The 25,422-nt window shown below is 43.9% G+C and carries 19 protein-coding genes; 10 read left to right on the plus strand and 9 right to left on the minus strand.

Annotated elements, in window-relative coordinates:
- Nucleotides 1-68: 68 nt before the first annotated feature.
- On the minus strand, nucleotides 69-527 hold the full coding sequence (gene dksA, locus QNI24_RS11130; RefSeq protein WP_267176187.1) for an RNA polymerase-binding protein DksA: 459 nt from the start codon (nucleotides 525-527) through the stop codon (nucleotides 69-71).
- A gap of 154 nt (nucleotides 528-681) precedes the next feature.
- Between dksA and yidD the strand changes: the two genes are divergently transcribed.
- On the plus strand, nucleotides 682-930 hold the full coding sequence (gene yidD / locus QNI24_RS11135; RefSeq protein ID WP_267176188.1) for a membrane protein insertion efficiency factor YidD: 249 nt from the start codon (nucleotides 682-684) through the stop codon (nucleotides 928-930).
- A 52-nt stretch (nucleotides 931-982) separates the two neighbouring features.
- Here the strand turns inward: yidD and QNI24_RS11140 are convergent, their stop codons facing one another.
- The 6 genes from QNI24_RS11140 to QNI24_RS11165 are packed head-to-tail and all read right to left on the minus strand — an operon-like array spanning nucleotide 983 to nucleotide 8,638.
- On the minus strand, nucleotides 983-1,378 hold the full coding sequence (locus QNI24_RS11140; RefSeq protein ID WP_267176189.1) for a DUF3224 domain-containing protein: 396 nt from the start codon (nucleotides 1,376-1,378) through the stop codon (nucleotides 983-985).
- Nucleotides 1,379-1,392: 14 nt separating this feature from the next.
- Entirely contained in the window at nucleotides 1,393-3,057 is a 1,665-nt protein-coding gene (locus QNI24_RS11145) for an AMP-binding protein (protein ID WP_267176190.1), read from the minus strand.
- Between the two features lie 45 nt (nucleotides 3,058-3,102).
- Nucleotides 3,103-4,320 (minus strand): BaiN/RdsA family NAD(P)/FAD-dependent oxidoreductase, encoded by a 1,218-nt coding sequence (locus QNI24_RS11150; protein ID WP_283708716.1) that lies wholly within the window; start codon nucleotides 4,318-4,320, stop codon nucleotides 3,103-3,105.
- Between the two features lie 15 nt (nucleotides 4,321-4,335).
- Nucleotides 4,336-4,794, minus strand: a complete 459-nt coding sequence (locus QNI24_RS11155) for a GNAT family N-acetyltransferase (RefSeq protein WP_267176207.1) — start codon at nucleotides 4,792-4,794, stop codon at nucleotides 4,336-4,338.
- Nucleotides 4,787-5,431: a maleylacetoacetate isomerase gene (gene maiA, locus QNI24_RS11160; RefSeq protein ID WP_267176208.1), complete on the minus strand. Its 645-nt coding sequence runs from the start codon at nucleotides 5,429-5,431 to the stop codon at nucleotides 4,787-4,789. The genes QNI24_RS11155 and maiA overlap by 8 nt, the downstream gene beginning before the upstream one ends.
- Before the next feature lie 6 nt (nucleotides 5,432-5,437).
- Nucleotides 5,438-8,638: an amidohydrolase family protein gene (locus tag QNI24_RS11165; protein ID WP_267176209.1), complete on the minus strand. Its 3,201-nt coding sequence runs from the start codon at nucleotides 8,636-8,638 to the stop codon at nucleotides 5,438-5,440.
- A 129-nt stretch (nucleotides 8,639-8,767) separates the two neighbouring features.
- On the opposite strand from QNI24_RS11165, the gene QNI24_RS11170 reads away from it, so the two are divergent.
- The 6 genes from QNI24_RS11170 (at nucleotide 8,768) to QNI24_RS11195 (ending at nucleotide 16,811) form a co-directional block, all read left to right on the plus strand.
- A complete protein-coding gene (locus QNI24_RS11170) occupies nucleotides 8,768-9,655 on the plus strand; it encodes a DMT family transporter (protein ID WP_267176210.1) in 888 nt (295 codons plus the stop codon).
- Between the two features lie 109 nt (nucleotides 9,656-9,764).
- The gene (locus QNI24_RS11175) at nucleotides 9,765-10,556 is read left to right on the plus strand and encodes a hypothetical protein (protein WP_267176211.1); all 792 of its coding nucleotides are present in this window, start codon (nucleotides 9,765-9,767) and stop codon (nucleotides 10,554-10,556) included.
- Between the two features lie 85 nt (nucleotides 10,557-10,641).
- The gene (locus QNI24_RS11180) at nucleotides 10,642-11,538 is read left to right on the plus strand and encodes a TIGR01777 family oxidoreductase (RefSeq protein ID WP_267176212.1); all 897 of its coding nucleotides are present in this window, start codon (nucleotides 10,642-10,644) and stop codon (nucleotides 11,536-11,538) included.
- Complete coding sequence (locus QNI24_RS11185; RefSeq protein WP_267176213.1) at nucleotides 11,538-12,263, plus strand: SDR family NAD(P)-dependent oxidoreductase; 726 nt, start codon at nucleotides 11,538-11,540, stop codon at nucleotides 12,261-12,263. Before QNI24_RS11180 ends, QNI24_RS11185 begins: the two co-directional genes overlap by 1 nt.
- Nucleotides 12,264-12,521: 258 nt before the next feature.
- On the plus strand, nucleotides 12,522-15,482 hold the full coding sequence (locus tag QNI24_RS11190) for a ligand-binding sensor domain-containing diguanylate cyclase (protein ID WP_267176214.1): 2,961 nt from the start codon (nucleotides 12,522-12,524) through the stop codon (nucleotides 15,480-15,482).
- 114 nt (nucleotides 15,483-15,596) lie between these two features.
- Complete coding sequence (locus tag QNI24_RS11195; RefSeq protein ID WP_267176215.1) at nucleotides 15,597-16,811, plus strand: pyridoxal phosphate-dependent aminotransferase; 1,215 nt, start codon at nucleotides 15,597-15,599, stop codon at nucleotides 16,809-16,811.
- Between the two features lie 2 nt (nucleotides 16,812-16,813).
- On the opposite strand, the gene QNI24_RS11200 is transcribed toward QNI24_RS11195, so the two are convergent.
- Nucleotides 16,814-18,118, minus strand: a complete 1,305-nt coding sequence (locus QNI24_RS11200) for a DEAD/DEAH box helicase (protein WP_267176216.1) — start codon at nucleotides 18,116-18,118, stop codon at nucleotides 16,814-16,816.
- 149 nt (nucleotides 18,119-18,267) lie between these two features.
- Between QNI24_RS11200 and QNI24_RS11205 the strand changes: the two genes are divergently transcribed.
- Nucleotides 18,268-18,765, plus strand: coding sequence for a pyridoxamine 5'-phosphate oxidase family protein (locus QNI24_RS11205; RefSeq protein ID WP_267176217.1), 498 nt, complete (start codon nucleotides 18,268-18,270; stop codon nucleotides 18,763-18,765).
- A 102-nt stretch (nucleotides 18,766-18,867) separates the two neighbouring features.
- Here the strand turns inward: QNI24_RS11205 and QNI24_RS11210 are convergent, their stop codons facing one another.
- Complete coding sequence (locus QNI24_RS11210) at nucleotides 18,868-21,282, minus strand: mechanosensitive ion channel family protein (protein ID WP_267176218.1); 2,415 nt, start codon at nucleotides 21,280-21,282, stop codon at nucleotides 18,868-18,870.
- A gap of 162 nt (nucleotides 21,283-21,444) precedes the next feature.
- Between QNI24_RS11210 and QNI24_RS11215 the strand changes: the two genes are divergently transcribed.
- On the plus strand, nucleotides 21,445-23,004 hold the full coding sequence (locus QNI24_RS11215) for a SulP family inorganic anion transporter (protein WP_267176219.1): 1,560 nt from the start codon (nucleotides 21,445-21,447) through the stop codon (nucleotides 23,002-23,004).
- A gap of 367 nt (nucleotides 23,005-23,371) precedes the next feature.
- Nucleotides 23,372-25,384: a S8 family peptidase gene (locus QNI24_RS11220; protein ID WP_283708717.1), complete on the plus strand. Its 2,013-nt coding sequence runs from the start codon at nucleotides 23,372-23,374 to the stop codon at nucleotides 25,382-25,384.
- Nucleotides 25,385-25,422 lie beyond the last annotated feature (38 nt).

Here is a 25,422-nt window from a genome sequence, read left to right on the forward strand (position 1 = left end):
TCATTACAATCTTTCCTCATGGTCTTGCGCTACATGACAGACCAAAGTATCAAATTGTTTGCTTCGCGTTAACCTTCTTTGGTGATTTTTTGTTTCAATTCCCAACGTTCTTGCGCATCGATACATAAGGTGGCTATGGGCCTGGCAATCAAACGAGGCAAACCAATCTCTTCATCAGTCTCCTCACAGTAACCATAATCACCGGTCTTGAACCGATCCAATGCCTTATTGATTTTCTTCAACAATTTACGGTAACGATCGCGTGTTCTGAGTTCGAAAGTATTTTCAGTCTCACGAGAGGCACGTTCTGCTTCATCGCTGACATCGCGGGCTTCAGACCTTAAGTTAGCAATGGTTTCATTGGACTCTTTCAATAGGTCTTCTTTCCACTGTAAGATGCGGCGCCTGAAATATTCAAGCTGCTCATCACACATGTATTCTTCTTTATCTGATGGTACGTATCCCTCGGGTAAATCCATGTTTGGAACATAATCCTCAGGCAAATCATTGATGCTTCTTTCCGCCATTTATATCTCCGTTAGTGCGTCGCACTGTTTAAGCGCGTGCTAAAATATGGACTGTTTTAAGTTTTTCAATGGCAATCATAATTTGTGCTGCCAACAACTTAAAATTTAAGGCGAACTTTATACCTGAAACTGACCCAATGAGCAACCATTTTCGATGATTAGAAGCATATTCATTTCAATTCTGAGAGGCTACCAATATTTAATCAGCCCAATGCTCGGTAATCGGTGTCGTTTTTACCCCTCTTGTTCTGAATACATGATTCAAGCAGTGCGGCGTTTTGGTGTGTTTAAGGGGGTTTATTTGGGCCTGAAAAGATTAAGTAGATGCCAACCGATGTGTGAGGGTGGAGTCGACCCAGTACCTGAAGAGTACCCTGGAAAGAAGGCTAAAAAGTCTCAGTGATTCATGGCTCACTTGTCAGTGATTCATGGCTCACTTGTCAGTGATTCATGGCTCACTTGAATGTGAATTCAAAGTCATAGAAATGCACTCCATTCTCAATTTTGATATCCATTTGACCCTGCAGTCCATGTAACTCACCGCTGCCCGAATCTGGAATCACCACCAAAGTTAATTCACTTTTCCCTTGTTGCATGATACCTGAATGCTGCAAAACAAACCCACCTGACTTGCCTACCAAAACACCACTGACTTGTTCAATGGCGACATAACCAGCTGAACCCTCGGTTGCGGTTACAGCACTGAGCATTTCACCTTGGCTGGTGGCATTGAGCTCACCTTGGTAATTTTTGTTCAGTACCATTCGTCCGATTTTGACACCATTGGTGCCAATAAATGAACTGGCTTCAGGCTGCATTTTGACTTCAAAAACCCCACTGATTTTTTTCATTTATCCTCCTGTGGTTATAATACAATGACCTGACTTGAATGTTTTGACATCAATTCTTTAGCCTTACCTTGGTATTGTTGTTCGATTTGTGGGCGTTTCATTTTAAGTGTTGGCGTGAGCATGCCATTTTCTATACCCCACAAGTCTTCGGTAATGAATACGTGACTGATGCGCTCTTGGACTTCTAATGACTGATTTATTTCTGCTAAATGCTCCTCACATAAGGCCACCAGAGCGCTGATATCATCATCGAAACGGGTTTCGAAAGTGGTGATGACCAAAAAGGGTTGAGTGAAACCGTCACCCATTACTATCATGTGTTCCAATCCCAGTGCCGACTGAAACTTTTGTTCAATGGGAGATGGGGCAATGTACTTGCCCTTGGCTGTTTTAAAAATATCTTTTACGCGACCAGTAATGTACAGGAAACCTGATTCATCAATCCGGCCTTGATCGCCGGTATGCAACCAACCCGCTGAGTCAATCACCTCGGCAGTCAGTTCAGGCTGTTTATAGTAGCCAGTCATCATCGCAGGATTGCGCAACAATACCTCGCCTGATGCTGAAATTTGACATTCACAACCATCAATCACACGGCCCACGCTACCAGTTTTGGTGTCACTTTGTTTGGTCATGTGTGACAATCCACAAGTTTCTGACATGCCATAGGCTTCATTTAATTTAACACCCAATTGATCGAACCATTCAAGCACATCCTTATTCACTGCTGCAGCCGCGCATAATGCGTATCTCACATGCTGAAAACCCAGCTTTTTGACCAGCGCTTTTTTCAACAAACCACCCAGCAGCGGTAGTCGCAACAGCGTACCCAATACCTTTGGCCCACCCAGCTTGCTTTCTATGGCTGATTTGATTTTGGTCCAAATTCGCGGCACCCCAAAAAAGATGGTTGGGGCTGCTGTTTTTACATCTTCACTGAACGTTTCCAATGAACGAATGAAAGAGACATGCGCACCGTTAAAGAGGGCACCGAATTCAACTGCCATCCTTTCAGCCACGTGGGCCAAAGGAAGATAGGATACAAAGCGGTCTTGCGGCTTAATAACAATGATGCTTTTGACCAAGCTCATTGAGGCTTGAACTGCACGATAGGGCACCATCACGCCTTTGGGGTCACCAGTGGTGCCTGAGGTATAAATAATACTCATTAAATCATCAGGCTGATGAGTCGCAGCAACATTAATTGGCTTGTTTTCATTGACCAATGTTTGCCAATCAAACATACCTGGGTATGACTGATAAATGGCCATAAGATCAATCTCGGCATCGCCGATGGCGGTTGTAACACTTTTCAGCCCTTCATTCGGCTCAAACATTTTCCCAATGAACACTGCTTTGGCCTCAGAATGTTTGAGGATTTTTCTCATGGTATCTACCGAAGCAGTTGGGTAGATGGGTATCGAAACGTGCCCTGCCATTTGAATCGCCAAATCAGCCAAAATCCAATGGGCACAGTTAAGTGAGACAATGGCAATGTGACTGCCAGGAGGGTATTTGCTCAAATAAGCAGCTACCCGCGAAACCTCATCCAGGGCCTGTGACCAGGTATAGGTAAAAGTTTCAGCACCAATAGGCTGAGTCAAATAGGTGTTATCTGAGCTGGTTTTAGCCCAGTAACGCAATCGATCAATTGGCGTTTTAAATTCTGTTGCACACATATCTTTGATAATAACATATTTATTTGTCAGTCTTGCAAAGGCCGATTATTTTGCTATCAAGTCTTGCGCAGCAGCATAGCCAGAAGCCCAAGCCCATTGAAAGTTATGACCACCTAAGTGGCCTGTCACATCAACAACCTCACCAATAAAATAAAGGTGTGGATGACCAATTAAAGACAGATTTTTAGAGGAAAGATGTTGGGTATCAACACCACCCAAAGTTACTTCTGCGGTGCGATAGCCTTCGGTACCAGAGGGTTTGAGCTGCCAACAACTCAAACTGTTGGCGATTTTTTTGATTTCTTCCTTTGATAGATCCTGTAGGGTTTTTTCTTTAAATTCAGCCAACAGGTATTCGATAAAGGCCACTGCTACTTTATTCGGCCAATATTGACATAGCCATTGCGCCAATTTTTTTTGCGGTGATGATAATTTGTAATTGGTCAAATCCAACGTCACATCGTCCACTTCAGGCATCAGATTAATCTTCAGGGTTTGGCCTAAATCCCAGTAACTTGAAATTTGTAACATGCTAGGCCCAGATAAGCCTCGATGCGTAAACAACATTTGATGTCGAAAACTGGGGGCTTGTGATGTTTCCGGAGAACAGACCTCAACTTCTATTGATGCACCTGATAAGGCACTGAATAACGCTTTGTGTGCGTCAGTAAAAACAAAAGGCACCAAACCCGCTCTTTGGGCCCGAATCTGTAAACCCAAACGTTCAGCCAATTCATAGCCAAAACCAGAGCCGCCCATTTTGGGGATAGACAAACCGCCCGTTGCAATCACCAAATTCTCGGCGCTGAAGGTGCCTTGGCTGGTTTTGACTTGAACCGGTAAATCAAGCGTTGAATCAAGCACTTCAACATCGAGCCGAATGCTTACATGTGCATCCGCACATTCATCCAATAACATGTTCACAATGTCTTTGGATGAACGATCACAAAATAACTGACCCAGCTCTTTTTCATGGTAGGGAATGTCATGCTGGTTGACCATTTCTATAAAATGCCATGGCGTGTAACGTTTCAATGCCGACTTACAGAAATGAGGGTTGGCCGAGAGGAAGTTTTCAGCTGATGTATGGATATTGGTGAAATTACAACGACCACCGCCTGACATGAGGATTTTTTTGCCCGGTTTATTGGATTTTTCTAAAACCAACACCCGCTTACCGCCATGGCCAGCAGTCAAAGCACACAACAAACCAGCAGCACCTGCACCCAGAACAATCACATCATAATGATTGGCTTGATTCATGAACAGCGTATCACCTCAGAATAAGTGCCATTCCCAGACCGGACCATCCTCTGGGTGCTCAACCACATCTATAAAAGTGAAGCCCAGCTTTTGCAAGATGTGGTTGGATGCATTTTTCTCAGGCAATGTCTGTGCCACTATAGTTAACTCCTCATCCGTTTGTATCGCCAAATCTATCAACGCCTGCGCGGTTGCTGTGGCAAAACCTTGGCCTTCTAATTCTGGCACGGTATAGTAGGCAACCTCAACTTGTTGTTGGTGAGGTGCTGATTTAAAAGTACCACCACCAACCACCTCATCATCAACCACTGATACATAAGCAATCCAAGGTGACTGAAAACCAGCTTGGGCATAGTAATCAATCATTTGGCGATTGATTTGTTGAACCATTTCGGGCAACCCTGACAGCTCATCTAAACCTTCGGCTTCGCCCTCAGCGCTGACTGGAATCAATCGTACCGATACCTCATCCATCAATTTCACCAAGCTGGGCTTCAGGCCTTGCAGTTTTGAATGCCGGTAATTGTAAACACCGCTCATTGATTGCAAGCAGCCTGGGAAATTCACCCAAAGGCACTTTGAAGCGATTGGCATTATAAATTTGAGCCACCAAACAAATGTCAGAAATACAGGGGTACATTTCATTCATGAAACTGTATGTCGAGCCTTCAAGCATGGTTTCCAGCGCAGAGAATCCTTCATGAATCCAATGCGCGTACCACAAATCCACCTGTGTTTGGTTCCAGCTCTTTTTAAGCATCTGTAGCACCCTTAAATTATTCAAAGGATGGATGTCAGACACAATCATTTGCGCCATCGCACGGGCTTTGGCTTGTCCTATATGATCAGCAGGCAGGATGGCAATATCAGGATAACTGCTCTCAAGATACTCCATGATTGCCATAGATTGGTTGATGACTTCACCACCTTCAGTCACCAATGCTGGCACCAAACCCTGGGGGTTCAATGCCTTGTATTCTGGCTGATGTTGCTCGCCGCCGTCTTTGACCAAGTGAATCGGCACTGATTCATATGACAAACCCTTCAAGTTCAGTGCAATGCGCACTCGGTATGCAGCTGTGCTGCGCCAATAGGTATAAAGTTTTAACATGGTTGCTTACTCAAAATAAAACTTAGGTCTGGTTTGTTTTTCAGGATAGATTTGATTCATTGTGGCAGCCTCATACAAACGACCATTGAGCATCACATGACTGACTTGGTCAGAATTTCTGATGTCTTGCATTGGGTCTGCATCTAATATCACTAAATCGGCCAATTTGCCTACCTTAATTGAACCCAGCTCATGGTCCATGCCAATGTATTTAGCCCCATCTATGGTGCTGGCTTTGATCACATTCCATGGAGACATACCACCTTGAGCAAACATCCACATCTCCCAATGAGAACCCAAACCCTCACGTTGACCATGTGCGCCCAACAAAACATCAACGCCCTCGTTTTGTAATTCAGTGGCTACGCGGGCATTATTGAAATGGCCATAATCTTCTAAAGGTGCTTTCATGCGGCGTACATTGCCTGGTTGCAAGACATGATCAGGGACATACTGTGTTAACAATGGGTGTTTCCACACTTCAGTGGTGTCATACCAATAACGCTCGCCCCAGATGCCGCCATAACCAACTGTCAAAGTGGGTACATAGGCAGTTTGGGTACCGCTCCATAACTGTTTCACATCATCATAAATCGCTCCCACGGGTATAGAGTGCTCTATACCAGTATGACCATCGATGACCATTGTCATGTTGTGCATAAACAATGAACCACCCTCAGGCACCACCATCAAACCAGTCTGACGTGCTGCTTCCAATACTTGTTGGCGTTGATCCCGACGTGGCTGGTTATAGCTTTTGACCGAAAAAGCGCCTGCTGCCTTCATCCGCTCTAAGTGCCCTATGGCATCATCCAAAGAATCGACCTTGGCAGTGAAGTAATGATTGGCGCCATACAGGATGGTCCCGGTTGAGTAAATTCTTGGCGCTAAGATTTTGTTGGCTTTTTGCATCTCCGATGAAGAGAAAACTGCGGCAGTATTTGCCGATGGATTGTGAGTTGTCGTCACACCAAATGCCAATGTGGCTTGTGCGTTCCAGTTATTTTGTGGGGTGATTTGACCATTTGCATATGGGCCATGCCAATGCACATCGACCAAACCAGGGATTATGGCTTTGCCTTTTAAGTCAATCACTTCTGCATTTTCTGGCGGTGTGATTGATGCCGCAGAGCCAACCGCAGTGATGCGATTGTTGTTAACAATAATGACCCCATCTTCAATCACCAACTGTTCACCATCGACTTGTTCCATGGTGATGATTTTCGCGCCCACCAAAGCCACAGTGCCTTTGGGAATGTCGGTCTCTACATTAAAAGTAATTTGGCTGGACTTAGCTGATGGTTTCGACTCACCTGCTTGGTCTTTATCCCCGACTTTGATTTCCCCACCTAAGAAATCAAATCTATCTGACAGTTTTTGTTGGTATAAAGTGGCACCCATGGCCCAGCTTAATTGGTTGGATGATTGGTTCCAATGAATATAGTCGCCAGCATGTTCAGAGAAGTTTTCCACTGGCAAATTAGTGGCTCCAGAACCGGTACTGATGTGCTTGCCGTTGCGAACGAAAGGAGTAACATAGACTTGGTAGTTCTGCACAAACGCCAGCCATTGCTCATCAGGTGACACTTTGTATTGGGTAATCCACTCACCTTGATAATGGTGCTGTTCCTCGTTACCACTGAGGTCAACCGATTTCAGTTGGGTGGTCACTACTTCGCCACTGCGGCTTTGACCGACAAAGAAAATACGCTGGCTGTCATTGGTGAAAAATGGATTGGCACCACTGTCAGCAATCTTGTTTTGTGTTTTATTGGCCACATTCACCACGAACAAACCGGTGTCATGCGAATACAGCGGCGAGGTCAAATAACCACCAGAAGTGGCCTCAAACACCACGTGTTTGCCGTCTTTTGATATGGCAGGGTTGGTGTAGTGGCCCGGTCTGCTTGAGACCACTTTGGATTTACCGCGTAAATTTGAGACCCTGACTGTGCCCAATTCCTCATCATGCCATGTGGTATAAACTATCTGTTTGCCATCGGCACTGAATTGAGGGAAAAACTCAAAATGTTCTGCTTGTTTGGTCAAGCGTTTGGGTTGACCTTGCATTGCGCCATTTTTCAAACCCACGGTGTAAAGGTGTCCCATCGATTGAAAAACAGCCAAATCACCATCAGGCGACAGTTGTAACCAGCGCAACATTTTAGCCTCGAAAGTGGTCGGCGACACTTCATTTTTCACCGTCACTGCTTGGCGAATTTCTCTCCTGTCATCAACTTGAAATGGTATGTTTTTAACCGTTTTTGATGCCACATCAATGTGGTGGATTTTACCTTTGGCATAAAACACAATACCCTTACCATCCGGCATCCACGCCATACTTGGATATACGCCGTGAATGGCCCAGGTTTCCTGCATGTCACGTTCTAAGCCAGTAAAAATCGGTCTCACCGCTCCACTTTCACGGTCTTGGATGAACAAAGCCGTGTCATTCCTGATGCGCCTGACAAAGGCCAAAGAATCGCCATCAGGTGATGGTGTAGGTCTGACCGCACCACCGGGACCTGAGACCCAAGATTCAATTTCACCAGTGGCCAATTCAATCGCAAAAATTTCATAAATTTGGGTGTTTGAATCCTTCGAATATTCAAAGATCCTGCCCGGCGTAGAATCCCTTGAAAACAGCACATAATTGCCATCTGGGGTGTAAACAGGTTCGCCCAAATCTTTTTGTTCGTTGGGTCGTTTGTTCAGCTGTACGCCTTTGCCGCCACTTTTGTGGTACATCCAGATTTCACCAGCACCCAAAGAACGCATGCCAGTAAAATGTTTACGAGCGACAATATAATTACCATCTGGTGACCAGCTGGGGGCATTGAGCAGCCTGAATTTCTCATCAGTCACCGCTTGTTGATCGGTTCCATCAACTGCCATCGTCCAAATGTTATCACCACCGCCTTGATCGGTGGTAAAAACCAGCCTCGAACCATCAGGTGAAAACTTGGCTTGCATGTCCCAAGCCATTGAGTTGGTAATGTTTTTAGCCTCACCACCACTGATTGGCATGGTATAAATATCACCCAGCATATCAAATACAATCAGCCTGCCATCAGGACTCACATCAAGATTCATCCATGTACCCGTATCGGTTTTGATATCCACGAATGCTTGTTCACCTGGTGGGTTATTAACATCCCACTTGTCTTTGTTTGGTTCAGATGCTTGTGCCACCCAACTCTGTGTCATTAACCATGTGATGCAGAAAAGTATTCTTATCATGTTCAACCCTTTATTTATAAAAACGGGATAATTATACGTTCATTGGTCATCCACTTCGCTTACAATTTGCTGAATTTTTAACTGGCTGCTTTATTCATGTCATTGGGTCTTGGTGAGTTTTTATCATTGTTGTGCGCGCTGTTGTGGGCATTTGCTGTGATTTGTTACCGCAAAGCCGGTGAAAAAATCGATGTCAGCGCAATGAATTTATTTAAAATCAGCTTAACACTGATTTTGATGATACCCACATTGTATTTCACCGATGGTTTGATTCCTCCCTCATTGAGCACTGCCGATTGGTTGTTGTTATTGGTCAGTGGTTTTTTCGGTATCATGCTGGCTGATTTATTTTACCTCAGGGCACTGCAACTCATAGGTGCAGGACTGACCGGTTTGACCGGCAGTTTGTACAGTCCTTTTGTGGTATTTTTGTCCTTCTTTTATTTAGGTGAACGCCTCAATAGTTGGCAAATCATGGGCATGGCCTTGGTCATCATTGGGGTGCTTGTCATCAGCTACCGCAAAAAATCAATGACCATTGAACACCCACCAATCAGAGGCTTCATTTATGCTGCACTGGGGGTTTTTTTTACAGCGCTGGGGATTGTCATCATCAAACCAGTGACCACTGAAATGCCTTTTTTCTGGATCATCACCATCAGGACCCTAGGCGGTATCAGTACCATGGTTATATTCAATTTATTATTGAAAAAAAGTTTAAACCCTTTGGCTGTTATGCACAGTTCTGGCAAGTATTGGTTACTGGCAGGTGCTTTGCTGGGCCAGTACCTCTCGACCATGATTTGGGTGGCCGGGTACAAGTACACCTCTGCATCGGTGGCATCAATTCTTAATGAAACGGCATCCATCTTTATTTTGATTTTAGGTTGGTTGATGCTGAAAGAACAATTGACCACTCGAAAACTGGTCGGCGCTTTTATTTCCGTGTCTGGAGTATTATTGGTCATTCAAATGAGTCAATGATGTTTTTCACTGCTCAGCGATTCAACAATTGTTCACAAAAGCGGTCAATAAGTTCTCAGCGATTCGGTTATAGTTAAATCTATCCTTAAAACTGAACACCAACCTTTCCATGACCACTTTGACTGATTCAAACCGTAAACAGAACGGCTCCAACGGCTCCGTGAAAAATGCCGCAGGCCAGTTGGGAACCATGGTCTATTTCAGAGGCGTCAACAGGGTTCAAATCAATCGCTTCAAAGCCTATTTATTAATCTTCAGCAGTCGTTTACAAAATCATTGGCAAGTCACTGATGACATCAAGTCTGCTCAGATTTTAATTGAATGGAAGCAGCAGAAATCCAGCCAAGAGAAACACTTATCCATGGCGGTGTTGTCAGGTACGGTCAATCAAAGACCTCAAGTTATCAAACGGTTTCCTTTAGATTTTGATGAAGCCCGAATGGTGAATCAGCTGAACCAAGCTTACAAACTATTGCGACGCAGCAACAACACCATCGAAGAGGTCAGCGATGATTATCAAGACATCATGGTATCTGGCCTATTGAATTTACCTCTGAGTCAGGTATGCGAGCAATTTAACAATTTATCGCAGAAAACTGAGTTTTCACCATGTGTTGATCTGTTTTCAGGCAAAAATGATGTTTTCAGAGAAAAGCTGTTATTATTGGTTGATCCAACATCAGCTGATTCCATACAGGCCTATAAGACACTGATCAAGAAAAAGCGACAAGGCGATCTGATTATCAGTGAATTAATCATCGGTGTTATACAGAGTGCTAACCAACATCGCAATGAGGCATTTTTTGATCAGGTATATAACCACTCAGACGCCAATACCCAAGTGACCATGGTTGACTTGAATGATGAATCGAGTTTGGTCAGTGTAGTGACATACCTTTAAGCCATGCTCGCTGCCAATAATCAATATTGACACCTCCTTCACTGGTGGTTTCTTATGATGAAGTTCTGTTCTAATATTAAACTTCATGAAAACCACAAAACCCATCGTATTCATCACCGGCCAAAGTGGTATGGTCGGCACCGCACTGACTGAATTTTTATCAAACAAATACCACGTGCATGGTTTAGAACGCAGCAAGTCATCTGCCAAAAACCCAAGCTGGAACTACCGTCAGTCACTTGAAAAACTGGGCATTGATGCACCAGATATAGTGATTCACTTGGCTGGCGCAGGCATTGCTGACAAACGTTGGAACGCAAATTACAAACAAGTCATCTACGACAGCCGAATCAATGGCACCCAATGGTTGGTTGATGAGGTACTTATCCACGAACAAAAACCAAAACTATTCTTATCTGCCTCTGCCATTGGATTTTATGGACACAGACCCGGGGAAGTGCTGACCGAATCAGCTGAAGCTGGCACAAACTTTGTAGCAAAAATCTCGAAAAATTGGGAAAAAGCCACAACGCCACTGAGCCAAGCTGGCATCAGAACTGTCAACATGCGATTTGGCATGGTTTTGAGTCAAAATGGTGGTGCCTTGAAAGAAATGCTGTTGCCATTCAAATTGGGCCTTGGCGGTCGCATGGGTGATGGCCAACAAAAATACAGCTGGGTCGCCATCGAAGATGTGGTTCATGCCACCCATTTTTTGATCAACAACAGCAACATCGATGGTGTAGTTAATATAACCTCACCCCATGCCGTCTCAAACAGCGAATACACCCGCTATTTGGCCAAAGCCCTGAATCGTCCTGCCTTTTTCCACATGCCAAAACCTGTGGTGCGCTTAGCCTTTGGTGAAGTGGCAGATGAACTGCTGCTGGCAAATGCTGAAGTCAAGCCAGAAAAATTAGTCGCTGCTGGTTACACATTCAAACAACCACAATTGAAGGCATTCTTTGAGGAGATATTGTAATGAATGTACTACTTATAGGCGCAGAGAGAGGTATCGGAGCTGCTATGGCCGCGGCGCTCTCCAAAAACAATGAATATATTATCATAAAAACCAGTCGTTCGTACGGTGAATTAACGCAAGACCAAAATACTCACTGGCAGCTCAGGTGTGACATTGCAGATGCAGATTCAATCAATCAAATGGCCAATGCTTTGATGCAACAATTTGAAAAGCTTGATTGGATAATTAATTGTGCCGGGGTGCTACATAACAATGACTTCATGCCAGAAAAGTCACTCAAAGCAGTCAATTCAAAACAATTGATCGATAGTTACCAAACCAATGCCATAGGCCACTTGTTATTAATCCAAGCATTGGAAAAATTACTGACCACAAAAGCACCAGCTGTGGTAGCTTCCATTTCGGCCAGGATTGGCAGTATCGAAGACAATAAACTGGGGGGCTGGTATGCCTACCGCATGAGCAAAGCTGCTCTGAACATGGGTATCAAAACCTTGGCCATTGAATGGTCTCGAAAAAACCCCCAAGTCAAGTTCATGTTGTTGCACCCAGGCACCACAGACACAGACTTATCGGCACCATTTCAAAGAAACTTACCCAGCGGGCAGCTCCAGACCGCAAAAGAAACTGCCCTAATGCTGCTGGAACAAATCGACCAACACAAAAATCATGATGAAAAACACCCGATATTTATCGATTACAAAGGCAAAAAAATAGCTTGGTGACAACCGACAATTAATCTTCAAATACAATGCCAGCCTGCGATAACATCACTTAAACTTATGAGCCACTGCAGCTTATCGATTACCTTTTAAGTTTGTTTGTGGTGACAAAATTAATCACTTGTGGCTGCTTTTGACGCGGCCAGCAGCAAAAAATAAAAAATACTGACCTTTTCTGGATCAGCAATCAACTGAGATTGCCGAAATTTTACCAAGGTGCTATTATTTTAGTTGTGTGTGAAAACGAAAGGGGATTGTTGCTTGTCTTACAAATCATTACTGTCGCAGTATAAGCCAGGAAAAGCTTGGTTTGTTCTGTCGATGTGTTTTCTATTTACCCTGTTTTCCTCTCAAGTCTCGGCACAACAACTGCCCTATTCTCAACTGACCATTGCAGATGGTTTAGAGGACATGGTCATTATAGATATTGAACAGGATAATGAGGGTTTTTTGTGGTTCACCACCCGCACCGGTGTGAATCGCTTTGATGGCAAACAATTTTGGACCTTTAACCAAGCCTCAGGGCTGCCCCATAATTTAGTCAGAGACTTAATTAAAACCAGCAATGGCAAACTGTGGGCTGGCAGTGAAGCTGGATTGGCTTGGTTTGATGGCACGCGATTTCAAGCGGTCAGTGAAACAATTTGGCCAACAAACGTTCCAATCAGACAATTACAAGAAGCACCCGATGGTACTTTATGGGCGGCTACTTATGGCATGGGACTGGTTCAAATAGAAACTTTTGGTCAGCCAAAAATATTACAGAAATTTGGTACCGAATCGGGTCTATCAACCAACCGCATCCGCAGCTTATTAATAGACCAAGAAGGTGCGATATGGGCCGGCGACTCAGATCAAGTGATGCGATACAAAGACGGGAATCTCCAAGCCATACCATGGTCTGCCGAACCTTCTGAAATCAGAACTTTGTATGAACATGAAGACGGCACCATTTGGGCTGGTACACGCAATGGTGTGACCTATTTTAACGGTACTTCATTTGTTCCGCTCGAATTTGAAGTTGACTTGAGCAACGAAACCATCAACAGCATCATCACCGACTCCGAGCAGAGAATATGGCTCGGTTCTCGTGATTCAGGTGCTTATGAATTTGATCAACATCGACAATCAGTGAGTCATGCCAACATCAACAATGGCCTGCCCGATAACAGCATCAACCGCATTTTTGAAGACAGCGAAAATAATTTATGGTTTGGTACTTATGGTGGTGGTGTGGCCAGACTCAGTGCCACCAATGTGATTAATTGGAAAGCCCAAGAAGCCTTGCCCAACCCCAATATCTACGCCCTGGTAGCAGATCAAGATCAATGCATGTGGGTTGGCACCAATGGTGATGGAGTCAGTCAAATATGCGGCAGTGAAATCAGCAGATTCACCACCGCAGATGGACTGAGCCACAACAAAGTCCTGACTGTAGCCATCGATCCAGAGAACAACCCTTGGCTTGGTACATTACATGGCTTAACTGGCATCATTGAAGGTGAATTCATCACCTACAATACTGAGGACGGTTTAGGTGGTGCTGTGGTATTCCACATCATCAATGCTGCAGATGGTGGTCTTTGGTTAGGTACCAACAATGGTTTGTCTTACTACCACCAAGGCAAGTTCACCACATACAGAACCGAAGATGGCTTACCAGATAATCGCATCAATCGCATGTACCAAAGTAAAGAGGGTGTGCTGTGGGTGGCATCTTCAAATGGCTTGTCGAGATTCCAGCAGGGTCAGTTTCAAAATTGGACGGTCAAAGATGGTTTGGCTGCCAACTTCATCAACGACATTTACGAAGACAGCAGTGGTTTGATTTGGTTAGCAACCAACAATGGACTCAGCACATTCGATGGTGAAAATTTCAATACTTGGACCACCGCTGATGGCCTACCACATAACAATGCGGCCATCATCCTTGAAAGTAAACAAAACAATGAAATGTGGATTGGCACCAGTCGCGGTGTTGCGCTGTTCAACGGAAAGACTTTCTCAGTCATCACTACACGTGAGGGTCTGGTGTTTGATTTGGTTAATCGTGGGGCGGGTTTTCGCGATCGTTTGGGAAATCTGTGGTTTGGAACGGCGCAAGGCATCAGTCGGTTCGCAGCGAATTTTCAACCCGCTGCAGGCTCACCTCCACCGGTTAGAATCCTTTCAGTGCGGAACGACAATGAGGAAATCATTAACCTACCAGGCACCTTCATCAAAGAACAAGACACCAACCTTACCTTTGATTTCACTGCCATCAGTTTCCAACGGGCACCAGACATCAATTACCGTTACAGGCTAAACAGCAAAAATGCCAGCACATGGCGCACGACTCGACTGAACCAGATACAAATCAACTCACTGAATGCAGGCATATATACCTTTCAAGTCAGTGCCAGAGTCGGAGACGGTGAATGGAACCTACGTCCAGCAGAATTCAATTTTGTGGTAACCCCACCCTTTTGGCAGACCATAGAATTTGCCATTTTAGTATTGGCTTGCTTTGCGGCTGCTTGGATTTACCGCACCTGGCGCATTCGCCAGCATGCACTTCATTTGGAAAAAACCGTCAAAGACAGAACCCAACAGCTGGAAGATGTGAACAGTGGTCTAGACTGGCTGGCCAATCACGACAGTTTGACCCGCTTAGCAAACCGACACCAAGTTCAGCATGTTCTTAAATCATTCCAGTCAATAAAAAAAATCACACCCTTGGGCGTGGTGGTCATTGATTTAGACTATTTCAAATCAATCAATGATCAGTTTGGTCATGGTGTTGGGGATGTCACCTTACAATTATTTTCTGCCATGTTAAAAAAGTTGGTTCACCCCAAACACACTGTGGCTCGCTGGGGTGGCGAGGAGTTTTTGATTATATGCTCAAAAATTCAATTAGATGCACTTAAAACATTGACTGAAAATATTTTAGAACAATGCAGAGTACTACACATTCCCGCGGGTTTGAACCAAACAGCGCCATTGAATTGTTCAATCGGCTTTGTTCACTTGAAGCAGTTAGATGCCCAATCAGACATAACCAAACAGCTGGAACAATGCATCCAACTGGCCGATAAAGCCTTGTATTCAGCCAAACACCGAGGACGCAATCAAATATGTGGTTACACTGTAAATTTCCCTATGGGCGAATTGAAACTGAATGACTACATCAGTGATCCTGCAGAGGCCATCAAAAACAAATGGATTATTGAAGTCAATTAGATAATAATTTCAAGACAGTTTAACAGACTGTTATATTCAATCATTATTGATTCATTTAAGCCATCAATAATGATTCAGGCTCAACACAAAGCATCTGCGAAATGGCATTCAGACATGAGAAAGGTATTAAAATCAAATAAATTATCAGGGGTTTGTTACGACATCAGAGGTCCGGTTTTAAAGGCGGCCATCCAGATTGAAGCAGAGGGAGGCAAAGTACTTAAACTGAACATTGGCAATCCCGCTCCTTTCGGTTTCGATGCACCTGATGACATTGTGCGTGACGTGATACACAACATCACCGATGCAGAGGGCTACTGCGACTCCAAAGGCATCTACCCCGCTCGGGTCGCCATCTACCAATACTACCAGCAAAGAAAAATAAAAAACCTCAACATCGATAACATATTCATTGGTAATGGAGTCAGTGAATTGATTGTTATGACCATGCAAGCCTTATTGAATGATGGTGATGAAATGCTCATTCCTGCACCTGATTATCCGCTGTGGACAGCGGCTGTCAATTTATCAGGTGGGAAAGCCGTGCATTATCTGTGTGACGAAATGCAGAATTGGGCACCAGACTTGGCTGATATGGAAGCTAAAATCACTGCAAAAACCAGAGGCATATTACTGATTAACCCAAACAACCCAACTGGTGCGGTTTACACCAAAGAACAATTGTTGGCAGTCATTGAGCTGGCCAAGAAACACCAATTGATAATTTTTAGTGATGAAATTTATGAATTAATCCGCTATGACAACACCCCTTTTATCAACACAGCAGCTTTATCCGATGAGGTGATGTTCGTGACTTTCAATGGCTTATCAAAAACTTATCGTGTTGCAGGCTACCGCACCGGGTGGATGGCAATCTCAGGCAATACGGCCATTGCTCAAGATTACTTGGATGGACTCAACATCCTCTCATCGATGCGTTTGTGCGCCAATGTTCCCACCCAATTTGCCATTCAATCTGCCTTAGGTGGTAAACAATCGATATATGACTTAACCGATGACCAAGGTCGCTTGAATAAACAAAGAATCTTAGCCCATGAAATGATCAATGACATCCCTGGTTTATCTACAACTTTGCCCCAAGGGGCGCTTTACTGCTTCGTTAAAATTGATACAGCACGTTTTGGTATCAATGATGATGAAAAATTTATTCTCGATTTATTGATTGCCAAACACATCTTATTGGTACACGGTTCAGCCTTTAACTGGCCCCAACCTGACCACTTCAGGTTGGTTTTTTTACCGGAAGTCACGGTTTTAGAGGATGCTTTACAGCGACTCAAGGATTTTTTAAATACTTATCAACAGTGAAATTATTTACGCTTTCTGATGGCTTTGCGGTTTTTCTTGCCGCCAGCGCGACTAGAAATTGATTTTTTGCCTGATTTGTGTGTTTTCGATTTGTTCGATTTGGGTTTGGGTTCACTGACCTTTTTCTTCGGTTTACTGACTGTCTTTCGAATGGTGGTCTGCTCTATTTCATCACGCAAAGCCAGCTCATAGCCACGCTGGTAGATTCTTTTGATTTCCTGACCAATCACCCGTTCAATTTTTTGCAGTGCGCGGTTTTCTTCAGGACAGACAAAAGAAATGGCATGACCTAATCGTCCGGCCCTGCCAGTTCGACCAATTCGATGAACATAATCTTCAGGCAAATATGGCAAGTTGTAATTCAGAACATAATCCAATCCCTCGATATCAATACCACGCGCTGCCACTTCAGTTGCGACCAAAACTTGTATTTTTGCTGCTTTGAAATCTTTCAAAGCCCTGCGTCTGGCACCTTGAGTCTTATCGCCGTGACACAAGGCAGCCGGCACATCCTTTTGTTTCAGCCGCATCAACAAACGATCAGCTTGTTTTTTGGTGCTGGTGAAAACCAAAATTTGAAACCAATTATGAACTTCCAGCAACTCCATAAACAAATCAAGTTTCTTTTCTTCATTAACCGGATATAAGACATGTTCCACTGTATCAGCCGTTGCGTTGTTGGCAGAAAGTCTGATTTCATGGTGTTTGTTTAGCACTTGATGTGCCAAATTATTAACTGCTGCGGTGGTGGTCGCAGAAAACAACATCATTTGTTTGCGTTTTGGTGCTTGGCTGTTAATGCCCAGAACTGACTCAACAAAACCCATATCCAACATGCGATCAGCTTCATCCAAAACCAATACTTCCAGTTCAGACAAATCCAAGGCTTGGTCGTGCAACATTGCTACCAAACGTCCTGGGGTCGCAATCAGTACGTCGGCACCCGTTTTGAGTTTTGCTGATTGATCTTTGGTGCCACCAAACACAGCGCGAACATTCAATGCTGTGAACTGCGCATACTGTTGAATTTTATCTTGTAATTGGTCGGCCAATTCACGTGTTGGGGTCAGAATCAAGGCCCTCACATGTCCGGCACTTAATTCTTTAGCTGATTGATGTAATCGATGAATGATTGGCAAGGCAAAAGCAGCTGTCTTGCCGGTTCCGGTTTGTGCATTGACCCACAAATCACGCCCTGATTTGGCCATTGGAATGGTTTCCTCTTGCACAGGGGTCATTTCATCATAACCACATTGCTCAATGGCTCTCAGAATATCCGGTAACAAGCCGGTAGCAGCAAATTTCATAAATTAAATCAATCGTTGTAACAAAGGCGCGAGGTTACCACTAAAAGCTTTAAATATAAACCTCGGCGAGGTGAAACAACATCTTTTTGACAGGTTTTTGATGAGGCTATCCATAACATACCTAGTCTTTATCATTCAAAGGAGATCACATGAGTATTAAAGAAACCCACGATTTTGACAAAGTCAGAGCAATAATCAAGGAGCTTAAAGTGGCCATGCTGGTCACTGCTGATGATGGACTGAGTATGCACGCCAGACCGATGCATACCGCCGATGTAGACGATGAAAATAACATATGGTTTATGACCAATGAAAACTCTGAGAAAGTCAAAGAAATGATCAATGACCACCATGTCAGTTTGACCTACTCATGCCCACAATCCGGTAAGTATTTGTCAGTAACTGGAACGGCTTCATTCAATGACAACCAATCACGCAAAGACGAACTGTTCAATGTGTTCGGTAAAGCATGGTTTCCTAAAGGCGCCGAAGACCCTGAGTTATTATTGATTAAAATCAACCCAGATTGTGCTGAATATTGGGAAACATCTTCCAGCAAATTGGTGCAACTGTTCAGGGTGGTGAAAGCCGTTGCTACTAAATCAACTTATGATGGTGGTGAACACGGCCAGGTCAACAACATCTAACAACCACACTATATAGCCACCTATAGGTGCGACAACTCAAACCCAAAAACCTTGATTCATGAGTCAGTTTCAAGGTTTTTTTGCATGTTCTGCTGATTGATATCAATCTTCTGTTTCTTGGTCTTTTTGCTTTTGTTGTTCTTTTTCCTGTTCTTTGCGCTTTTCATCCTCTTCTATCATTTGCTCAACTTCACCTTTATCATCATTTGAGTCGTTTTGTTGATTGGTGCTGCTTTGACTGGGTTGATTGATGTTCTTCTCACTTGAATCTTTATCATCATTGGTTTGTTCTCGGTGCTCATCAACCTGATTCAATTTCAACACCGACGCGTCTTTGATATGCAGGTCGCGTTGTGGGAATGGAATTTGAATGCCAGCCTCTTTGAAGCTTTGGGCGATTGCAAAATTAAGCTCAGTTTCAACATCCAGGAATTTTTTAATGTCTTTGATCATTACCCGCAACTCAAAATTCAAGCTGCTGTCACCAAATTCTCTGAACAACACCTTATGTAAGTAAGGTTCTCTTTGCATCACTTGATCATGATTCTTGGCCACTTGGTTGAGTAGTTCAAGCACTTGATTAACATCTGAGCCATAGGCCACACCCACCGGCAAGGTAATTCGCCCCACACTGTTGCTTAAGGTCCAATTGGTTACATGGTGAGAAAGTAATTCAGAATTAGGTACCAAAATCTCAGCATTATCGAATGTTCTGATTCTGGTGGCTCTGATCTTAACCTTTTCAATCAAGCCAACCGTGTTACCGACTTCGACCCAATCACCCCGAGTCACTGGCCTTTCAAATAATAAAATCAAACCCGAGACAAAATTACTGACAATGTTTTGCAGTCCAAAACCAATACCCACCGACAGGGCGCCCGCAATGATGGCCAAATTAGAAATATCAAAGCCAGCTACTGTCAAAGCAATGAATACCGCGATGGTGATGCCAATGTACCAAACCAACATCGAAAAGACTTCCCTCGAACTCTTCCTCAATCTGCTTTTGTCAAACCAGCGATTTTGAATGCCACTTTTTACGCCGCTGAGGAACATCACCAGCACCGTCAAAATGATCACCCCAATTAAGATGTTTTTTGGCACCAGCTGGACTGAACCTATCTTGAAACCTTCATTGAAGACAAAAGTAAAGTGTTTGTAGACTTGTTCATTGATTCCAGCCAACCACCCAACAAAAGCCAATCCTATAAAACCAGTTATAAGCGTCACAAATAAGCTGATCCAAAACGGAAAAACAAAATTAGAGTCTTTGAATTTATCGTTGCTCTTAAGTTGTTGTATTTTCTTGGTCAGCAGTATTTTTCGCAGCCAATTGATACTCTTCCAAGACCAATGCACCAGCATGCTACCCACTGTAATCACCAACAAATACTGAGCCCCATTGGCATACGAGAAAACATAAGCCAACACACTGATCAGCGCAAAACCAGCCAGTACCAATGAAAAATACCGATCACGAGCGGCCGCTAACAGTCGATAAAGGTGCCAATTAACAAGTGCGGTCAAAACACCTGTCAGCAACATCAATGGCGTAATCACCACTGCAAATTCACTGAGCCAATTAAACTCAATGCTGTTTTCAATGTTGATGCCATTGACCCCGATGGCCACGAAACCCAACAGCACAGTAGATAACCAGACAAATCGACGCAAAGAAGGCTGCTCATTTACCGATATCTGATTCCTCAATGCCAAAAGAATCAAAGTATCTCTGAGCAACAGGCCGGTGAAAAGAATCAATAAATTGATACCGCCTTGTAACAAGAACAAATAGCCAATAACAGCAACACTTATCGGCACAGCATGAATTCTTAACAGGGTTTTTACCTTGGGTTTGATTCTAATATCTGTCAATTCAGGATTTTTTGCTGGATCAAATGCTGTAATCAAATGACCAAAAGAAAATAAATAAACAACCATACCCAATAACGCAAAAATCCAAAAATATAGATTCAGGGGCAGCAGCTCTTGTAAACCATTCTTAATTCCAGCCAAATCAACGGGCTTACCTAAAAAACTCCAAACAGACTGCTTTTCCGCCAACTTAGCTAACCACTTTTGTTGTCTTTGTTCGATGATGTCTACTCGAATTTCAGTAATTTGACTGGATTTAAGGCGACACGAAATAAGGGCTTTGGTTGCTTGGTTGATTTGTCGATCAACTTCATCACTGGCTATGTCTGCGGGTATCTGTGATGGTTCACTGCCGCCACCTGAGTCAGTGCTCGCATTAAGCTCTTGTATGTTCCTGATTTCAACCAATTGACTGATGTCTTCCTCAGCTCGATTTTCACAACGCTGTAATTTTTTAATCAGTTCTTGGCTGGTTGACTCGAAGCCATTCAACTGCTTGAGGCTTTTCTCAGCCGATTCATACTGGCTTAAAAACTCATTGGCTTGTTGTTTAAGTGCCGGGCTGTTGTAATCGTCTGCCGCAACTGGCATCACCACCAACATTCCCCACAAAATGAAGTTCCTGATTGAAAGAGCTAACACTTGATTCTGGATCCATTTAAAAAAACTGTTTTGATTTTAACCGATTCCTATCAATAACGTGTCAACATGCTCACAACTCACCACCTATTGAAAGTCAATTGAATCATTGACTTTGAGACTAAATCCTTTAATATGCGCGCCACTTATCAGTGAACCAGTGACATGTTTAACTTAATCTCAAAACAAACCGGCTACAGCATCAAAAATGACGTACTTTCAGGATTAACCGTAGCTCTGGCACTGGTTCCTGAAGCGGTGGCTTTCGCTTTTGTGGCAAAAGTTGATCCATTGGTTGGCTTGTATGCAGCTTTTATGGTTGGATTAATCACTTCTGTATTTGGTGGCAGACCCGGGATGATTTCAGGTGCCACTGGCGCCATGGCGGTGGTCATGGTGGCTTTGGTCGCAGAACACGGTGTCCAATACCTGTTTGCTGCGGTGGTGTTGACCGGTGTCTTTCAAATGCTGGCCGGGGTGTTCAAACTGGGTATGTTTATCCGCATGGTTCCCTATCCAGTCATGCTGGGTTTTGTTAATGGTTTAGCGATTGTGATATTTCTGGCGCAACTGGGACAGTTTAAGTTCGTCGATGAGTCCGGTATGCACCAATGGATGCAGGGCAGCACATTGTATTGGATGATTGGCATGGTTGCTTTGACCATGTTCATTATTCACTTTTTACCAAAGATAACCAAAATCATACCCGCTTCACTGGCAGCCATATTGATTGTCACTGGATTGGTTATTGTGCTTGATATTCCTATTCCCAACGTGATTGATTACGTGCGCTCAGAATCAGGCGACCCTGCAGCGACCATAGCTGCTGGATTACCTACTTTTGCTATACCTTCTGTGCCTTTTAATATGGAAACATTTCAAATCATCCTACCTTATGCGCTTATTTTGGCAGCTGTGGGTTTGATTGAATCATTGTTGACCATGACACTGATTGATGAAATCACTGAAACACGTGGACATGGTAATCGCGAATGTCTTGGTCAAGGTTTGGCTAACTTCACCAATGGTTTCTTTGGTGGTATGGGTGGTTGTGCAATGATTGGTCAAAGTATGATTAACATCAAATCGGGTGGCCGTGGACGCTTATCGGGCATCACTGCAGCTGTTGCTTTGTTGTTGTTCATATTGGTGGGTTCATCTTGGATTGAAATGGTACCCTTGGCTGCGCTGGTTGGGTTGATGTTTATGGTGGTGTTGGGCACTTTTGAGTGGGCCAGCTTGCGCATGATAAATAAAGTCCAAAAATCAGAAATATTCATCATTGTATTGGTATCGAGTGTAACTGTGATTGCTGACTTAGCCATTGCGGTGATTATTGGCGTCATTGTCAGCGCCTTGGTGTTTGCTTGGAAAGGTGCCAAACGCATTTACGCCACCAATGAGATTAATGCAGCGGGATCAAAAGTTTACCACCTCAGTGGACCAGTGTTTTTCGGTTCAATCCAAAACTTCCAAGACATCTTTCAACCAAAAACCGATCCAGATGACATCATCGTTGATTTCATGGACGCACGCATCTATGACCACTCAGCCATCGAAGCTTTGGACTCATTGGCAGAGCGGTATGAAAGAAACGGCAAGACCCTGCACTATCGTCATTTAAGCCCAGAATGCAAACAACTGCTCTCAAAGGCCGGTAACCTGGTTGAAGTCAACCTGATTGAAGATCCAGACTATAAAGTAGCAGACAGCCAGTTAGGCTAATTTTAACTGTCATTTAGTATTAGCCATTGATTTTTTCTGATCTTAGTTTTTGGTTTCATAATGCCGGCATAATCGAACCACAGTTCTGTGATTTTCTCTGATTGGTTTTTTGCCAACCTCTGCGTAAGTACGTACGAAATAAACGGTCGAATAGTCAACCCCTTTTTTCAAGAAATTTGTACTTTTTAGCTGTAAAAATCCTTTTTTTTGACCTTTTTTTTGGTTTTTCCCCTAAATTTATTTGTCGAATGTCATGTTTGTGTTATATATTTATGTCATCACTGAATAAAAAATTATAAAAAAGTGGTAACGAAGGATTGATTTTTGATCAATCTAAAACATAAAAAATAGAGGAGAGACATCTAATATGAAAAAGTTAGGTCTTGACGTGCGTTCGTCAAATTTAAATCTAAAAAGCGCAATTTCAAAATCATTGGCTACCATCACTTTGGTCGCATCTTGTCAAATTGCTTTGGCACAAAACATCACTGATCCAACTGTCCATCACATTCAAGGATATTCATCTGTGGCTAAAATACCCAACCAATACATTGTGGTATTAGATGATGCCAAAGTAATGGCAGAGGCTGCATTGAGAGCTGCACCTGGATTCAGTATGGCTGAAGCCAGAGCGGCAGTGGTACGTGATATGGGTATTTCAATGGCCACACAAGCACGTGGCAGCATGGACAAAACCTATTCAACTGCGTTGCATGGTTTTGTGATTAAAACCAGAGCCAGTAAAAAAGTTGCGGCCTTATTAAAAGACCCCAGAGTCAAGCACATTGAAGCCGATCAAAGAGTCAGTGTGGTGGCCACGCAATCTAATGCGACTTGGGGCTTAGATCGTATTGACCAAGCCAACTTACCACTGAACAACACTTACAACTACGATTTCAATGGCACAGGCGTTAACGCCTATGTGATTGATACTGGTGTAAGAATTTCATACAACCAATTTGGTGGACGGGGCCGATCAGGCTATACCGCCATCAATGACGGTAACGGCACCAATGACTGTCAAGGTCATGGTACACACGTCGCCGGAACCATCGGTAGTTCAACATATGGTGTGGCAAAAAATGCCACCATTTATGCAGTACGTGTTTTGGGCTGTGATGGCTCGGGAAGTAACTCAGGTGTCATTGGCGGTGTTGATTGGGTTGCAGCCAATCACGTCAAACCAGCTGTTGCTAACATGAGCTTAGGTGGCGGCGCCAGCTCTGCACTCGATAGTGCCGTTAACTCAGCAGTTTCACAAGGTATCACGATGGTAGTGGCTGCCGGTAACGACAACAGAAATGCTTGTAATTACTCACCAGCCAGAGCAACCAATGCCATGACTGTGGGCTCAACCACCAGTTCTGATGCCAGATCATCATTTTCTAACTACGGTACATGTTTGGACATCTACGCGCCAGGTTCTTCAATCACTTCAACGTGGTCTACCAGTAACAGTGCAACCAATACCATCAGCGGTACATCAATGGCTGCGCCTCACGTAGCGGGTGTTGCGGCATTGTATTTGGATGAATTCCCAGGTGCCAGCCCAGCTCAAGTTGAAGCTGCCATCGAAGGCGCTGCTATTCCAAATAAAGTAACTGATGCCAAAACTGGTTCACCAAACTTACTGTTGAACAATTTCAGTGGCGGTGGTAACCCTGATCCGGACCCAGATCCAGATCCAGTTGGCGGCGAATTAGCCAATGGCACAGCCAAAACTGGCCTGTCAGGCGCAAGTGGTTCACAAACGTTCTTTACCTTACAAGTACCTGCTGGTGCCACAGACTTAAGCTTTGCAACAAGCGGCGGTTCAGGCGACGCTGATATGTATGTAAGATTTGGAAGCGCACCGACTACATCAACTTATGATTGTCGTCCTTACAAAAATGGTAACAACGAAACTTGTGACATTGCAAATGTTCAAGCAGGTACTTACCACGTCATGTTAAGAGGTTACTCAGCGTTCTCAGGCGTGAGCTTGGTAGGTAGTTTCACCCCTCCAGCTGGTGGTGGTGGTGGCGGAGGATCTAATTTCTTCGAGAACACCAACAACGTAACCATATCAAGTGGCGCTCCAAGTACAGTCAGCTCAGTGATCAATGTATCTCGTACAGGTGCATCAGGCACCATCACCATCAAAGCTGACATCAAGCACACTTACCGTGGTGACTTATCAGCTAAGATTTTCGCACCAAATGGCGCCAGTGGCACGGTTCATGCCAGAACCAACACCAGCGACAGCGGCGATAATTTGTTGATAGATGTTGATTTGAATGCTGGAAGCATTGAGTCAAGCGGTCAATGGCGTTTGGAAGTAACTGACCATGCCAACCAAGATGGTGGCTTCATTGATTCTTGGAGCATTGAGTTTCAATAATTAATAAGTAACAATCTTGAAGATTAATTGGGAGGCCA

Origin of the sequence: Marinicella marina, from assembly GCF_030065545.1 — a bacterium.
GTDB lineage: Bacteria > Pseudomonadota > Gammaproteobacteria > Xanthomonadales > Marinicellaceae > Marinicella > Marinicella marina.

What these genes read in the sequence shown, in the direction of transcription:
- dksA (WP_267176187.1), bottom strand. Translation starts at nt 527, where the DNA reads ATGGCGGAAAGAAGCATCAATGATTTGCCTGAGGATTATGTTCCAAAC.
- yidD (WP_267176188.1), top strand. Translation starts at nt 682, where the DNA reads ATGATTAGAAGCATATTCATTTCAATTCTGAGAGGCTACCAATATTTA.
- QNI24_RS11140 (WP_267176189.1), bottom strand. Translation starts at nt 1,378, where the DNA reads ATGAAAAAAATCAGTGGGGTTTTTGAAGTCAAAATGCAGCCTGAAGCC.
- QNI24_RS11145 (WP_267176190.1), bottom strand. Translation starts at nt 3,057, where the DNA reads ATGTGTGCAACAGAATTTAAAACGCCAATTGATCGATTGCGTTACTGG.
- QNI24_RS11150 (WP_283708716.1), bottom strand. Translation starts at nt 4,320, where the DNA reads ATGAATCAAGCCAATCATTATGATGTGATTGTTCTGGGTGCAGGTGCT.
- QNI24_RS11155 (WP_267176207.1), bottom strand. Translation starts at nt 4,794, where the DNA reads ATGGATGAGGTATCGGTACGATTGATTCCAGTCAGCGCTGAGGGCGAA.
- maiA (WP_267176208.1), bottom strand. Translation starts at nt 5,431, where the DNA reads ATGTTAAAACTTTATACCTATTGGCGCAGCACAGCTGCATACCGAGTG.
- QNI24_RS11165 (WP_267176209.1), bottom strand. Translation starts at nt 8,638, where the DNA reads ATGACACAGAGTTGGGTGGCACAAGCATCTGAACCAAACAAAGACAAG.
- QNI24_RS11170 (WP_267176210.1), top strand. Translation starts at nt 8,768, where the DNA reads ATGTCATTGGGTCTTGGTGAGTTTTTATCATTGTTGTGCGCGCTGTTG.
- QNI24_RS11175 (WP_267176211.1), top strand. Translation starts at nt 9,765, where the DNA reads ATGACCACTTTGACTGATTCAAACCGTAAACAGAACGGCTCCAACGGC.
- QNI24_RS11180 (WP_267176212.1), top strand. Translation starts at nt 10,642, where the DNA reads ATGAAAACCACAAAACCCATCGTATTCATCACCGGCCAAAGTGGTATG.
- QNI24_RS11185 (WP_267176213.1), top strand. Translation starts at nt 11,538, where the DNA reads ATGAATGTACTACTTATAGGCGCAGAGAGAGGTATCGGAGCTGCTATG.
- QNI24_RS11195 (WP_267176215.1), top strand. Translation starts at nt 15,597, where the DNA reads ATGAGAAAGGTATTAAAATCAAATAAATTATCAGGGGTTTGTTACGAC.
- QNI24_RS11200 (WP_267176216.1), bottom strand. Translation starts at nt 18,118, where the DNA reads ATGAAATTTGCTGCTACCGGCTTGTTACCGGATATTCTGAGAGCCATT.
- QNI24_RS11205 (WP_267176217.1), top strand. Translation starts at nt 18,268, where the DNA reads ATGAGTATTAAAGAAACCCACGATTTTGACAAAGTCAGAGCAATAATC.
- QNI24_RS11215 (WP_267176219.1), top strand. Translation starts at nt 21,445, where the DNA reads ATGTTTAACTTAATCTCAAAACAAACCGGCTACAGCATCAAAAATGAC.
- QNI24_RS11220 (WP_283708717.1), top strand. Translation starts at nt 23,372, where the DNA reads ATGAAAAAGTTAGGTCTTGACGTGCGTTCGTCAAATTTAAATCTAAAA.